This window comes from Pandoraea sp. SD6-2, assembly GCF_000389825.1.
GTDB lineage: Bacteria > Pseudomonadota > Gammaproteobacteria > Burkholderiales > Burkholderiaceae > Pandoraea > Pandoraea communis.
This window is the reverse complement of record NZ_KB944454.1, coordinates 623,526-637,948: the sequence shown is the minus strand read 5'-3', so window position 1 is coordinate 637,948 and position 14,423 is coordinate 623,526. Positions and strand designations below refer to the sequence as shown.

General features: G+C 63.7%; 13 protein-coding genes. 3 read left to right on the top strand and 10 right to left on the bottom strand.

The window, feature by feature from the left end:
* Positions 1–88 precede the first annotated feature (88 nt).
* Together C266_RS19270 and argS are read right to left on the bottom strand one after the other, a co-directional pair.
* On the bottom strand, positions 89–781 hold the full coding sequence (locus C266_RS19270; RefSeq protein ID WP_010808403.1) for an SPOR domain-containing protein: 693 nt from the start codon (positions 779–781) through the stop codon (positions 89–91).
* Between the two features lie 85 nt (positions 782–866).
* A complete protein-coding gene (argS, locus tag C266_RS19265) occupies positions 867–2,621 on the bottom strand; it encodes an arginine--tRNA ligase (RefSeq protein ID WP_010808404.1) in 1,755 nt (584 codons plus the stop codon).
* A gap of 165 nt (positions 2,622–2,786) precedes the next feature.
* On the opposite strand from argS, the gene C266_RS19260 reads away from it, so the two are divergent.
* Positions 2,787–3,113 (top strand): DUF1840 domain-containing protein, encoded by a 327-nt coding sequence (locus C266_RS19260; protein WP_010808405.1) that lies wholly within the window; start codon positions 2,787–2,789, stop codon positions 3,111–3,113.
* 232 nt (positions 3,114–3,345) lie between these two features.
* Here the strand turns inward: C266_RS19260 and C266_RS19255 are convergent, their stop codons facing one another.
* From C266_RS19255 to C266_RS19240, 4 genes are all read right to left on the bottom strand, one after another.
* On the bottom strand, positions 3,346–3,678 hold the full coding sequence (locus C266_RS19255) for a hypothetical protein (protein WP_010808406.1): 333 nt from the start codon (positions 3,676–3,678) through the stop codon (positions 3,346–3,348).
* 144 nt (positions 3,679–3,822) lie between these two features.
* Entirely contained in the window at positions 3,823–4,533 is a 711-nt protein-coding gene (locus C266_RS19250; protein WP_036663828.1) for an MgtC/SapB family protein, read from the bottom strand.
* A 269-nt stretch (positions 4,534–4,802) separates the two neighbouring features.
* Positions 4,803–7,508: a methionine synthase gene (metH, locus tag C266_RS19245; RefSeq protein WP_144265898.1), complete on the bottom strand. Its 2,706-nt coding sequence runs from the start codon at positions 7,506–7,508 to the stop codon at positions 4,803–4,805.
* A 156-nt stretch (positions 7,509–7,664) separates the two neighbouring features.
* Positions 7,665–8,780, bottom strand: coding sequence for a homocysteine S-methyltransferase family protein (locus tag C266_RS19240; RefSeq protein ID WP_010808409.1), 1,116 nt, complete (start codon positions 8,778–8,780; stop codon positions 7,665–7,667).
* A 161-nt stretch (positions 8,781–8,941) separates the two neighbouring features.
* Between C266_RS19240 and C266_RS19235 the strand changes: the two genes are divergently transcribed.
* Positions 8,942–9,334: a rhodanese-like domain-containing protein gene (locus C266_RS19235; RefSeq protein WP_010808410.1), complete on the top strand. Its 393-nt coding sequence runs from the start codon at positions 8,942–8,944 to the stop codon at positions 9,332–9,334.
* A 126-nt stretch (positions 9,335–9,460) separates the two neighbouring features.
* Here C266_RS19235 and C266_RS19230 read toward each other — a convergent pair whose 3' ends face one another.
* From C266_RS19230 to C266_RS19215, 4 genes are all read right to left on the bottom strand, one after another.
* Positions 9,461–9,718: a DUF3567 domain-containing protein gene (locus C266_RS19230; protein WP_010808411.1), complete on the bottom strand. Its 258-nt coding sequence runs from the start codon at positions 9,716–9,718 to the stop codon at positions 9,461–9,463.
* 174 nt (positions 9,719–9,892) lie between these two features.
* Complete coding sequence (gene pcaD / locus C266_RS19225; RefSeq protein ID WP_010808412.1) at positions 9,893–10,687, bottom strand: 3-oxoadipate enol-lactonase; 795 nt, start codon at positions 10,685–10,687, stop codon at positions 9,893–9,895.
* Positions 10,688–10,898: 211 nt separating this feature from the next.
* Positions 10,899–12,005 (bottom strand): DUF3108 domain-containing protein, encoded by a 1,107-nt coding sequence (locus C266_RS19220; protein WP_010808413.1) that lies wholly within the window; start codon positions 12,003–12,005, stop codon positions 10,899–10,901.
* A gap of 196 nt (positions 12,006–12,201) precedes the next feature.
* Positions 12,202–13,059, bottom strand: a complete 858-nt coding sequence (locus C266_RS19215) for an IclR family transcriptional regulator (protein WP_010808414.1) — start codon at positions 13,057–13,059, stop codon at positions 12,202–12,204.
* A 174-nt stretch (positions 13,060–13,233) separates the two neighbouring features.
* Between C266_RS19215 and C266_RS19210 the strand changes: the two genes are divergently transcribed.
* Complete coding sequence (locus C266_RS19210) at positions 13,234–14,220, top strand: fumarylacetoacetate hydrolase family protein (protein ID WP_010808415.1); 987 nt, start codon at positions 13,234–13,236, stop codon at positions 14,218–14,220.
* Positions 14,221–14,423 lie beyond the last annotated feature (203 nt).

Genomic DNA, 14,423 nt, shown 5'->3' with positions numbered 1-14,423 from the left:
TTTTTTTCTGCGTTTCTGCTGACGGGCGTGGCGGTTTCGGGAGGGAGACACAAAAGGCGCTGCACACAGGGTGCAACGCCTTTTGTGTTTATTGCTTCGTGAAACGGATGACTGCCGTGTCGTAACCGCCATCCTGCAGGCGTTGACGCACGTGGTTCATCTCGTCGAGCTTGCCATACGGGCCAAGGCGCACGCGGTACAGCGTCAGACCGTTCGCATCGCGCTGCGTGACCTTCGCCTCGAAACCCGAGAGGGCCAGCTTGGCGCGCAGTTGTTCGGCGTCGGTCTGCGACTTGAACGCGCCTACCTGCAGGTAGTAACCCGTGTTGGCGTTATCCGTTGCGCTGGCGGGCGGTGTGGTCGGCGGTGCCACCGGGACCGTCGACTTTCCATTGAGGATGTCGGCCGGCGACGGCTTGGTATGGGCGGGCGGCGTGGCCGGTGCGGTTGGGGCGGAGGCCGTCGGCGGGGTGGTCGGCTCGACCGGCGTGCCCGGCACGAGTGGCGACGTCACGGCCTGCGAAGCCGTTTCCGGTGCGGCAGGCGCCGATGCCGCGCCAGGCAGCGGCGTACGGGGCTGCAACGACTTGTTCGGATCGGGCGCCTGAGCGGCCGGCGAGTTATCGGAGGGACGCGGCGGCGTCTTCTCGACGAACGGTGTCGGCGTTTTCGTGATGTACAGCGCAACGACGACGGCAACGGCCAGCCCAACGATCAGGCCGAGCACGATGCCCAGGAAAGTACCGCCCCGCTGGCGGGGTGGTCGACGTGTGTTTGCCATCGAGTCGATTCCGTCCTTACAGAGTTCCGATGCGTTTGCTGTTCGGAATGGTTGGGTAATTGGCGTGAACAGACCTTGCCGGGGCTTACATCTTGGCCGGGGCGGACACACCCAGCACGGCAAGGCCATTGCGCAACACCTGACGCGTTGCCGCCAGCAGCGCCAGACGCGCGTGCTTGACGATTTCGTCGTCGACCAGCACGCGATCGGCGTTGTAGAACGAGTGGAACGCCCCCGCCAGATCCCGCAGATAGAACGCCACCGCGTGCGGTGCCAATTCCTCGGCGGCGCGCGTGAGCATGTCCGGGTACTCGGCGAGCAACTGCAGCAACGCGAGTGCGCGTTCGCTGTCGAGCGGCGCGAGGTTGGCGTTGACCAGTTGGGTTTCGTCGCCGCCCCACTGCGTCAGGATCGAGCAGATGCGCGCGTGCGCATACTGCACGTAATACACCGGGTTCTCGTCGTTTTGCTTGAGCGCGAGATCCACGTCGAACACGAATTCGGTGTCGGCTTTGCGCGAAATTAAGAAGAAACGCACGGCGTCGCGGCCACGGCGCAGTGCGGCTTCACGCTCGGTGGGGTCCGCGATTGGCGTTTCCGCGGTAATCCCGCCCGACCATTCGATCAGGTCGCGCACAGTCACGTAGCTGCCTGCGCGCTTGGAGATCTTCACCTCTTCGCCGTTACGCATGACCGTGACCATCTTGTGCAGCACGTAGTCGGGATAGCCCTTCGGAATGCCGATGCCCAGTGCCTGCAGCCCGGCGCGCACACGGGCGATGGTGCCGTGGTGGTCCGAACCTTGCACGTTGATGACCTGATGGAAGCCGCGATCCCACTTGCGTGCGTGATAGGCGACATCCGGCACGAAGTAGGTGTACGTGCCGTCGGACTTGCGCATCACGCGGTCCTTGTCGTCGCCGTAATCGGTCGTGCGCAGCCACAGCGCGCCTTCCTGTTCGTACGTGACGCCTGCGTCGATAAGTGCCTTCACCGTACGCTCGACACTGCCGTCGGCGTACAGCGACGACTCGAGGTAGTACTGATCGAAGATGACGCCGAACGTTTGCAGATCGATGTCCTGTTCGCGGCGCAGATAGGCCACGGCAAACGCACGGATCGAGTCGATGTCATCGATGTTGCCGCTACCGGTGACGGGCGCGCCGTCGGATGCCTGCACGGTTTTGCCTGCGAGGAAATCTTGTGCGATGTCGCCGATATAGTCGCCGTTGTAAGCCGATTCCGGCCACTCGGCGTCACCCGGCTTGAAGCCGCGCGCACGTGCCTGCACCGAAGTCGAGAGCGTCTGGATCTGCACGCCGGCGTCGTTGTAGTAGAACTCGCGGTGGACCGGACGGCCCTGCGTGCCGAGCAATGCCGAGATCGTGTCGCCGAGCGCGGCTTGACGGCCGTGGCCCACGTGCAGCGGACCGGTCGGGTTGGCCGAAACGAATTCGACGAGCACCGGCGCGGCGTCGTTGCTGGCGGCATTGCGGCCGAAGGCGGCGCCTTCGGTCAGGATCGCGCGGGCGACCGACTGCTTCGCGGCGTTGGCCAGTCGCAGGTTGATGAAGCCCGGACCAGCGATCTCGACGGCATCGACGAGCCCCTTCGCGCGGGCGTCGGCGAGGATGGCGTCGGCAATCTTTTGCGCCAGCTCGCGCGGGTTGGCGCGCAGCGGCTTGGCGAGTTGCATCGCCACGTTACAGGCCAGGTCGCCGTGCGCGGCGACTTTCGGGCGTTCGAGCAAGATGACGGGCGCGGTACCGTCTGCGGGTATCAAACCGGCGACGACATCGCCGATCAGCGCGACGAGAGCATTCTTTTGGGCGGGTAGCATTGGCGGGTGTTTCGGGTGCGTCCGGACACGTCCGGACAGGCAGTTGAATCGTCAGCAACGGATTTTAACAGGTGTATGATGAAGTCACGGTACCCGCCGGTTCCCCCTCCGTTGCGTGACAAGCTCGGGGCGGCGGTGGTGATAACTCGAATAGGGAGACGGATCATGCTGGTAACGTTCAAATCGCACGCCTCGCCCACGATCACCATGCTGGAGAATCTCGCGCAGTTTCTGCTCGGGCTGGTGGGCAAGAAGCTTGGGGAGCGCGGTGCGATCGGCGAAGACGAAATGGGCGAGGCCATCGCCAAGCTGGAGGCTGCCATCGCGGAAGACAGTGCTGCCGCGAAGAAGGAAAGCGAGGGCAAGAAATCCGAAGAGCGCGATGAGGCCGATCGCCTGCGTCTGGCGCAACGTGCCTACCCGCTGCTCGATATGCTGCGTGAGTCCCGCAAGGAAAACGTGGCCGTGATGTGGGAAGTCGGTAATCGTTGAACACTCGACACCGCTCGTCCGATAAGGGAACTGAGCGCGTGGAATGAAAAAAAGCAGGCCGCAAATCGCGGACCTGCTTTTTTTGTGTCCTGTGGCATATGGAAACGGGCCACCTCCAGGCGAGGAGGGTGTCGGCCTTAACGCGCTTTACCGGACGTGAAGATCCTGCATGCCGTGAAAGGCCGCGAACCGTGGCGGCGCCGATTCCCTGACGTGTGACCGCTGGCTGACGTTACTCCGCCTTGCCCGGTGCGTTATCCGCAGCATTGGCGGCGTCGTTACCTGCGCTGCCTTTGGCTGGCGCCTTCTTGGTGTGACGCGGCTTCTGCGCATGCGAGCCGGGATGCGGGTCCGACGGCATCATGGTTTGTGCGCCCGGCGCCGGGGTCTGACGCGCGTTCGGCGAAGCCTGGCCCGGCATCGGCATTGACATCGGGGTTGACGGCTCTGTCGCCGTACTGCCGCCGGGGCTTGCCGCACCGCCGACGGCGGAACCTTGCGCAAAACTCAGTGCCGAGGCACCGGCGAGGGTCAGGGCAGCAACCGAAATAATCAGCTTCTTCATCAGATGGACTCCTTTACTTTGCGCTGCACATCGAAGGAACGTCTTTGGTGCAGGCATCACTTGCGTGAGTGAGATTCCAGTCTAAGAAGACACAGCGTGCGGTGCTGTAAGGCTTTGTAATCGATTGTAATTTGACTTTTTTGATTAGTCATCCGAACGGCTTGACCAGAACACCTGATTGACGCCGGGCAGCGTTTCGAGATGATCGGTGAGTGCGTCGAGTTCGCCTGCCTTGACTGCCGTGGGCAGCAGCAGCGCCTCGATCTCGACTTCCGTTTCGCCGAACGGATGGATGTCCAGCGCCCGCACCGGATAGTTCGACGCTTCGAGCCAGGCCTCCACCTTGTCGAGCACTTCGCGCTGCGTTGTGCGTGCGCAGATGACGGACAGCGCGTAAGTCGCTTCGGACGTTGCCTCGTTGATCGGGGTGCGGTTGATGCTGTTCACGACAGGACGCAACAGCGTGTTGGCGGCCAGCACGAACGCGGCCACTACGCAGGCTTCGACGATCAGGCCCGCCCCGGCGGCGGCGCCTACAGCGGCTGAGCCCCACAACGTGGCAGCGGTATTCAGGCCGCGCACCGAGGCACCGTCCTTCATGATCGCACCCGCGCCGAGGAAGCCGACACCCGAGACCACATAGGCAATCACGCGGGTGTCGCCGGGCATGAGCCGCATCGATAAATCGACGAATGCGGCCGAGCCCACGGCCACGAGGACGTTGGTTCGCAGGCCGGCCGTGCGTTGGCGGACTTGCCGCTCCACGCCGATGATCGTGCCGAGCACGAACGCGACGAATAGCGCGACTGCCGTGTTGAGCAGCGGGAGAAGTTGGAAATTCTGGATGCTTTGCAGTGCGTGCATGAAACGTCTCGAAGTGAGCCAGCCGGCATATGGCAGGGGGCCGGAGGCCGGGGATCCGATCGTCTGGATCAGCCCGAACGGGCGGGACATTACGCTTCGGTTGCGACAGACACGTGACACCAGGGAAGACGGACGGCGGGTCTGCCCGGCTGCCGGTCGAATGGCTGCGAATGCCGCACCGGTGTGCCGCCGCGATTATGGCATCCCGATCCGGCGCGCGGTAGCTTGATCGCGCGCCGGATCGCATTTACAGGATGTTCCTACGACAGTTGCGGTGCGAGCAGACGCCGGGCGGTCGCCTCGTCCACATTCGCGCGTTCCATGAAGTCTTCGACCTGATCGGGGCCGATCTTGCCGACGCTGAAGTACGTGCTGTCCGGATGCGACAGATAGAAGCCCGAGACGCTCGCTGCGGGCAGCATGGCGAGTGATTCCGTCACGCTCATGTTGATCTCGTGGGCTTGCAGGTAGTGGAACATCGGGCCCTTGACGGAGTGTTCCGGGCACGCCGGATAGCCCGGCGCCGGGCGAATGCCGACATACGCCTCCTTGATGAGGGCGTCGTTATCGAGCTGCTCGGCGCTTGCGTAGCCCCAGAAGTCACGGCGCACGCGGGCGTGCATGCACTCGGCGAACGCTTCGGCCAGGCGGTCTGCCAGCGCCTTGAGCATGATCGCGCTGTAATCGTCGTGAGTCGCGAGGAAACCGGCTTCCTTGGCGTCGACGCCAAGACCTGCCGTGACTGCGAACACGCCGATGTAGTCGGCCACGCCGCTGTCCTTGGGGGCGATGAAGTCGGCCAGCGAGCGGTTCGGGCGGCGCACGCCGTCCACGACCGGGCGCTCGCTCTGCTGGCGCAGGTTATGCCATGTGAAGGCCACTTCCGAGCGCGATTCGTCCGTATAGATTTCGATGTCGTCGTCGCCGACCACGTTGGCGGGCAGCATCGCGATCACGCCGTTGGCCGTCAGCCAGCGGCCCTTGATCAGGCGATCGAGCATGGTCTTGCCGTCGGCGAAGACACGCCGGGCCGACTCGCCGACGATCTCGTCGGTCAGAATCGCCGGGTAGGGGCCTGCGAGGTCCCACGTCTGGAAGAACGGCGCCCAGTCGATGAATTCCGCCAACTCGGCCAGATCGTAGTTCTTGAACACGCGCCGGCCGATGAATTTCGGCTTGGGCGGAACGTAGGTCGACCAGTCGACTTTGAACTTGTTCTCACGGGCGGTCGCGAGCGAGACCATCGGAGTGGCCTTGCGGTTCGCGTGCTGCTGACGCACGCGCTCGTAGTCCGTCTTGACCTCGGCAAGGTAGCGCTCGGCTGACTCGTCCGACAACAGGTTCGAGGCGACCGACACCGAGCGCGACGCATCCGGCACGTAGATCACGGGGCCATCGTAGTGCGGCGCGATCTTCACGGCGGTATGCACGCGCGAGGTCGTTGCGCCGCCGATCAGCAGCGGAATGTTGCGCAGGCGGAAGTACTCGTCGCGCTGCATTTCCGAGGCGACATATGCCATCTCTTCGAGACTCGGTGTAATGAGGCCCGACAAGCCGATGATGTCCGCGCCTTCCTCCTTCGCCTTGGCGAGGATATCGGCGCACGGCACCATCACGCCCATGTTGACGACTTCGAAGTTATTGCACTGGAGCACCACGGTCACGATGTTCTTGCCGATGTCGTGCACGTCGCCCTTGACCGTGGCCATCACAATCTTGCCCTTCGAGCGAACGTCTTCGCCGGCGGCGGCCATGCGCGCCTTTTCTTCCTCGATGAAGGGCACCAGATGCGCGACGGCCTGCTTCATCACGCGCGCGCTTTTCACGACCTGCGGCAGGAACATCTTGCCCGCGCCGAACAGGTCGCCCACGACGTTCATGCCGTCCATGAGCGGGCCTTCGATCACCTGAATCGGCCGCCCGCCGGCGGTCTCGATCTTCTGGCGCACTTCCTCGGTGTCTTCGACGATGAACGTCGTGATGCCGTGCACCAGCGCGTGGGCGAGACGCGCTTCAACAGGCTGGTTGCGCCATTCCAGATTTTCTTCGCGCTTTTGCGCGCCGCCCTTGAAGCGGTCGGCGATTTCCAGCAGCCGCTCCGTGCCGTCCTCGCGGCGGTTGAGCACCACGTCTTCCACACGCTCACGCAGTTCGGGATCGAGGTTCTCGTACACACCGAGCTGGCCGGCGTTGACGATACCCATGTCCATGCCCGCCTGAATCGCGTGGTACAGGAACACGGTGTGAATCGCCTCGCGCACGAGGTCGTTGCCACGGAACGAGAACGAGACGTTCGACACGCCGCCGCTGATCTTCGCACCGGGCAGGTGTTGCTTGATCCAGCGCGTGGCGTTGATGAAGTCGACCGCGTAATTGTTGTGCTCTTCGATGCCCGTGGCCACCGCGAAGATGTTCGGATCGAAGATGATGTCCTCGGGCGGGAAACCCACCTCGTCGACCAGCACGCGATAGCTGCGCTCGCAGATCTCGGTCTTGCGCGCGTAGGTGTCGGCCTGACCTTGTTCGTCGAAGGCCATGACCACGGCGGCGGCCCCGTAGCGGCGGATGCGTTTGGCGTGATGCACGAACGCTTCGCGGCCTTCCTTGAGCGAGATCGAGTTGACGATGGCCTTGCCCTGCACGCACTTCAGCCCCGCCTCGATCACCTCCCACTTCGACGAGTCGATCATGATCGGCACGCGCGCGATGTCCGGCTCCGAGGCGATCAGGTTCATGAAGCGCACCATTGCCGCCTTGGAGTCGAGCATGGCCTCGTCCATATTGATGTCGATGACCTGCGCGCCGTTCTCGACCTGCTGGCGGGCGACCGCAAGCGCTTCGTCGAACTGGCCGTTCAGGATCATGCGCGCGAACGCTTTCGAACCCGTGACGTTGGTACGCTCGCCGACGTTCACGAAAAGCGTGCCCTCACCAATGTTGAAGGGCTCGAGGCCGGACAGGCGCATCGGCTGCACTGGTTCAACAGGCTTCAGGAAGGGCGTTTGGCTCATGGGGCAATCCGTTCAGTGGTTGGCGCGCCAGTCATGGCGATCGCGCGGGGGCGATGGCGGTGCGCCGGGCTTCTGCAATCGATGGTGTTGGCTTCGGGCGGACGGCAGGGTTTAGGCAGCGTCGCCGCCGGCACTGCGGTACTGTGACGGCCACCGGCGCGGCTTCACGTCGGCCAGCGCCTTCGCGATCTCGGCAATGTGCTCCGGGGTGGTGCCACAGCAGCCGCCTGCCAGATTCACGAGTCCGGCCTGGGCGAATTCTCTGAGCAGGCCCGAGGTCACGTCCGGGGTCTCGTCGAAGCCGGTATCGCTCATCGGGTTGGGCAGGCCGGCGTTCGGGTAAACCGATACGTACGTGTTACACAGCTTGGCCAGTTCGGCGATATACGGACGCATGAGCGTCGCGCCAAGTGCGCAGTTCAGACCGAACGTGAGCGGGCGTGCGTGACGCAGCGAATTCCAGAAGGCCTCGACCGTCTGGCCGGACAGAATGCGTCCGGAGGCGTCGGTGACGGTGCCCGAAATCATGATCGGCAGCACTTCGCCCGTGTCTTCGAACAGCTCGTCGATGGCGAAGAGCGCGGCCTTGGCGTTGAGCGTGTCGAAGATCGTCTCGACGAGGAACAGGTCGACCCCGCCTTCGAGCAGCGACTTGGCCTGCGCGTAGTAAGCGTCGCGCAGTTGATCGAAGTCGACGTTGCGTGCGCCCGGGTCGTTCACGTCGGGGCTGATGCTCGCGGTCTTGGGCGTCGGGCCGATGGCGCCGGCGGCGAAGCGCGGCTTCTCGGGCGTGCTGAACGCTTCGCAGGCCTCGCGCGCCAGACGCGCCGACTCGCGGTTCATCTCGTCGGCCAGGGCTTCCATGTGGTAGTCGCCCTGCGCGATCGTCGTCGCCCCGAACGTATTCGTCTCAATGATATCGGCGCCGGCCGCGAGGTATTTGCGGTGGATCTCGCTGATGACGTCGGGGCGCGTGAGCGAGAGCAACTCGTTGTTGCCCTTGACGTCGTGTGCGAAGTCCGCGAAGCGCGTGCCCCGATACTGCGCTTCGTCCAGCTTGTACCGCTGGATCATCGTCCCCATGGCGCCGTCCAGAATCAGGATGCGCGATTCAAGCAGCGCAGGCAGCGCCTGACCGCGCGTGTAGCGGGTCTGCGCAGGGGCCTGGGCAGCCGCCGGTGCGGTCCCCGTATGGGCGTTGGCGGCGGATGGGGTTGCGGTGGTCATGACGGACGTCGCCTTGGAGTAGCCGGGAAACCTATAATTGTAATGGCTTTCGCGCCCGCCGCCCGCGTACCGCTGCGTTGCCGGGCGGTGTCGGCACAGGGACGGTCGTGCTTGGGCACGACGCCCCCGGCACACCGTTTTCAACCTCTTTTGCCAACGATATGGAATTTCTACTTCCGGGCGCGGCCCACAAGTTTCTGCAAACCAACGCCAACGCGCTGTTTGTCGACTGCCGAAGCGAGATGGAATACCTGTTCGTGGGGCACCCGGCCGGGGCGATCCATGTGGCCTGGAACGACGGCCCGGACTGGGAAATCAATCCCCACTTCGTACCGAGCGTGCGCAAGCTCGCGGGTGCGGGGGGCGACCGCCCCGTGCTGCTGATCTGCCGCAGCGGCAACCGCAGTACGGCGGCGGGTGAAGCGCTCGAGGCGGCGGGTTTCCTCAATGTCTACGGCGTGCAGCATGGCTTCGAGGGCGATCTGGACGCGACGCACCACCGCAATGCGGTCAACGGCTGGCGTTTCGAAGGGTTACCGTGGGAGCAGTGCTGAGGGCGGCGGATGGTACGCGGATCTGAGGGGGGCGGGCGCCTGACGTTGCGTCAGGCGCTCGCCCCATGAAAAAACCCTCGCTGTGCGAGGGTTTTTCGTGTGGCGGCACCGCGTACGGTGTTTGCATCAATGGAGCACGACCGGGTTCGTCATGAAGGTATCGAACTGACCGAGGAATTCATCGACTTCGTCCTCGGACGGTTCGGAAGCGATCAGCTTCTGTACTTCTTCACGGAATTGCCGGGCAAGCGTGCCGTCGAGGAAAATCTCACGGCCAGCGGTTTTGTCCACGATTTCATAGCCACCGGCAGACAGCGCGTGATTGCCGTTATCGGCGGAAAACTCAACGACACAGTAGTTCGGGCTGTTGTAAATCATGAGCATGGCAACTCTCCTGGTGTTCCTGCATGGTCCTTGATAACCCACATAGGGGCGACGCGGCGCGATTTCAAGAGGCAGTGCCCCATGATTCGCTTATCGGCACACCGGCTGACGAATTCAATGGTTTTTTGCCCTCCTTGTCAAAGGTCCCGTTTCAGGTCCCGCAGATTGCAGGTGTCAGACGTTAGAGGCGGCTCCCTGTAGAAATGTTGCAAGGGCGTTGGTTACGAACTGTTTCTGCTCGACGATCGACAGATGCGCTGCGTCCGGCACGATTTCCAACTGGGCATCCGCAATGCCGTCGGCCAGGCGCCGAGCCACGGCTGGCGGGGTCGACAGGTCGTTTTCCCCGACGAGCACGAGCGTCGGCACTTCGATCTCTGCCAATCGTGTTCGCACATCGAACGCCGCCAGCGCTTCGCATGAGGCGGCGAAGCCCTCCGGGTGTGCGCGGGCCACGAGCGCCCGAATGCGCTCGGCCTGCCCGGGATGGCGCTTGCGGAAGCGTTCACCGAGCCAGCGCTCCAGCGTGCCGTCGGCAAGTGCCTTCATTCCCCGCTCGCGGGCCTTGGCGGCGCGTTCGAGAAATACCTTCGCATCGGCGTCGTCGTAGCCGGCGGTGGTGTCGATCAGCGCAAGGCTGGCGATGCGCTCGGGGGCGTCGAGCGCCACTTGCTGAGCGACAGCGCCCCCCATTGAAATGCCGACGAAATGCGTTCTCGGGATTTCCAGCGAACTGAGCAGCGCAGTCGCGTCAGCCGCCAGTTGCTTGATGGTGTATGGGCCACGCGGTACATCGCTGCCGCCATGGCCGCGACTGTCGTAACGGAGCACCCGGAAATGGGCTGCGAGGTCGGGCACCAGATCGTCCCAGACCGTAAGATCCGCACCCAACGGGTGCGCCAGCGTCAGCCACGGGCCGTGGCCGTCCACCGCGTAATGAATCGATGCACCGTTAGCACTGACTTTCATGGTGAGCGGCCCTCCCTGATCTCGTCGATGCGTCTGCTAACGATGTGGCGTCGATGCAGTGGGATGTTTCTGATTATGTCAGGAACATCCAACTTGTGCAGAGCGTTTCGTAGTAGTGAGGCAACACTTTTCCGCAGGGCCGCATGATGCCTGAATCACTCGAATTTCTAACGATTTGAGCCACGTTGCCGGAGTCTCGTCCTGGGCGGGCTTAGCGGGCCGCCTTCTGCGTGAAGATCAGCTCGAATTCATTGCCGGAGGGTTCAGTCTGTTTCACGCGCACGGGCAGCCAGTCCAGCGAGGGTGCGAGCCAGATATCGACACGTCGTTCGTCGCCCGATTTGCGCGGCAAACGGGTGAAATGGCGGGTTTCGAGGTAGCCCTGCGGCGTGCTCAAGATCTCGCTGCCGACGTATTGCACCGGCCAGATCTCGCTGCTGTCCGTGTCGGCCACCGTGAACTCGTGCGTCACTCCCACCTGGGTATAGCGTTCCGGATTGCCTCTCGCATAGCCCGCCAGTTGCATCATCACGCTGAAGCGGTCTTGCGCCCCTGGCGCCAGCGGGAGCGACTGGCCCGAGCGTGTGAAGCTCAGCGTGGGTGCGCCGTCCCGATGAAAGTCGGTGGTGTACTCGGTGCGGCGACCGCGTTTTTCCACATAGCGGGATGGCGCGATGCCGTTCACGTCGAAGCCGCCTTCGCTGACGAACTCAAAAGTGCCGAAGAAGATGATCGGCACGGCCACTCGCAGGAGGTAGTGTCCGTTCTCGTTCACCCAATGCAATTCACCCGTCTGGTTGCGCACGCCATTCATCAGCGCGTCGTACGTCAGCGTGACGGACGGCGGCGGGTCGAACTTATCGCCGTTGGCGGCTGCCGCCGTCAGCGGCGGCCCTGCCGGCGATTCGGCTTGCGCATTGCTGGCCGGGGCGCCTGGCGTATTCCCCTCGCCCGCAACCGTCTCCGAGGCTGATTGCGGCCCTGGTGTGTCGGTCATTGTTGGGGCGGCAAGCGTGTTGGGCGGAGCGGGTTTCGGCCGACTCGGCTTCACCACCGGCTTCGGCTTGCGCGCCGGCGGTGCCGGGGGCGCGGGCGGCGCGACGGGTTTGAGGGGGATCAGCGTGATCGGAATTTCGGGAATCGGCGTGTCGTCGAGCGCAGTCCGATGACCGGCCACCCACAACGCGATAAGCACGTGCGCGACGAACACTGCTGCGAGCACGCTTGCCCAGACGATCCAGCCACCGCGCGAGCCCGGCGGCGTCGGGCCGGAGGGCGTCGAGACGGCGTTGCTGGAATCGTCGGAAGCCGGGGGCACGTTAGGCGTTGTTTGGCGAGGTGATCGAGAGGGGCGAGGGGCGCGCGATAACACGAGAATCGATAGGCTGGAACGTCAGGGCATCAGGATCGCACATTGCGGAGCATGTCGGTTCGACAGACCGGGCGAAGGGCCGTTCATTGCGCGGCAATACCTTCGGATCGCCGTGTCGCGACCGTCCAGTCAGCTCTGCCACTCAAGGCTTGGCGCCCGGTGCGTGGGCGTGACCGAGGTCGGCCGAGAGTTTCTGAGCGAGCGTGCGCAGGGCGGTGTCGATCGGGCCCCCCCAACTGGCGTCGAAACGGCTTTCTGGGCCTAGTGCCATGAGGCCCATCACGAGTTGCCCGGTTGCATCGAACACCGGCATGCAGAACGCGTTGACCGACGGCAGCACGGTGCCCTCGACGCGTGAGGCGCGGTGTGCGCGCACGTCGTCGAGCACGGCATCGTACTGCGCGCGGGTGGCGGGCAGATGATGTCGCGACGCGTGTTGCAAGCCTGCGAGAGCGGCGTTGATGAGCGGTGCCGTCTGGCGCTCGGGCAGGTAAGCGGCGAACAGGCGGCCGGCGGCTGATTCGAGCATGGGCATGACATCGCCCAGACGCAGCGGCACGCGCATTGGGAAGGTCGAGTCGAGCCAATGCACGACGGTCGGCCCTTGGTTGCCCCAGACGGCAAGGCCCACCGTCTGGTCGATGGCATCGCGCAACTCGGACAGTGCGAAGCGGGCGGCCTTGAAGGCGTCGATACGGGCGAGGTGGGCGAGTCCCATGCGCAGCGTGAAGGGGCCGAGGTCGTAACGCCCGCTCACCGGGTCCTGCACGATGAGGCCGAGCCGCTGAAAGCTCACGAGATACCGGTGTGCTTTGGCGGGGTTCATGCCGGCTGCGTGTGCGAGGTCGCGCAGCATCATGGCGTTCGATGCTTCGGTCAGCACCTCGATGAGCCGGAAGCCGACTTCGATGGATTGGATGCCCGAGCGGGTTTTCTCCTCGTCGGGGGTGGCCGTGTTGTCGTCGTTCTCGGCATTATTGTTATTCTCAGGCGCTGTCATGTGTCTCCGTCTTCGTCGTCGCGGCGGCGCAAGTCGTCTTCGGTGCGTGGGCCGCCGGTGCTTCCGGGCAATCGGCGGGCAATGCGGACCGGTAGCGGGCCGATGCCCTCAGGTAGAATCTTCGGCTTCACGCGCCATTCTATCGGGCTTGAGAAGGTCCGCAGACTCCATCACATGAAACTCGCTACCCGCAAGGACGGCACCCGCGACGGCCAGTTGATCGTCGTGTCGCGCGACTTGTCCATCGCCTGCATTGCCGACGCCATTGCTCCCACGCTGCAGCGTGTGCTTGACGACTGGACGTTCTATGCTCCGCAGCTTCAGACGCTTTACACAGAACTCAATCACCATCGTGCGCGCAACACCTTCGCGTTCGACCCGGCCGAGTGCATGGCGCCGTTGCCGCGGGCGTACCAATGGGCCGACGGCTCGGCGTATGTGAATCACGTCGAGTTGGTGCGCAAGGCACGTGGGGCGGAGATGCCGCCGGAATTCTGGACTGATCCGCTGATGTATCAGGGGGGCAGCGACGACTTCATCGGGCCGACGGACGACATCGTGTGTGCGTCGGAGGACTACGGCATCGACTTCGAGGCGGAGGTTGCGGTGGTGACGTCTGACGTGCCGATGGGGGCGAGTCCGGCGCGGGCGCTAGAGGGCGTTCGTTTGCTGATGTTGGTCAACGACGTGAGTTTGCGCAACCTGATTCCGGCCGAGTTGGCCAAGGGTTTCGGATTCTTCCAGAGCAAGCCTGCGAGCAGTTTCTCGCCGGTGGCCATCACGCCGGACGAGTTGGGTGAGGCTTGGCATGGTGGCCGGGTGCACCGACCGTTAACGGTGAAGTGGAACGACAAGAAGTTCGGTGTGCCTGAGTGTGGGGAAGACATGGTGTTCGACTTTGGCCAGCTTGTGGCGCACGTATGCAAGACGCGCAATGTGAGGGCTGGCACCATCGTTGGTTCGGGGACGATTTCCAACAAAGACCGAAGTCGGGGCAGTGCGTGTATAGCAGAGAGGCGCATGTTGGAGACGATTGAGAGGGGAGCACCGGAGACGGCGTTCATGCGTTATGGCGATCGTGTGCGCATTGAAATGTTCGATGCGCAGGGCAAAACGATCTTCGGCGCCATTGATCAGGCGGTCTCTCCGCTGGACGAGTAAGACGCGAGCAGCCGCAGTCGGAGCGGTGTCAATAGAAGAACCAGGGGCGAGGAGGGGGATGGACCGGGGCCCCTTTCTGCAGCGAGTTGGGTTTATGTCTGAGAGGCGGAAAGGGGCCCCGGTCCATCTGGGGGGAGGTGTTGAAAGGGGGAAAGGACAACAGCGCCCAAAAAAAGCGACCCTTTACGCGGGGGGGGGGAGGG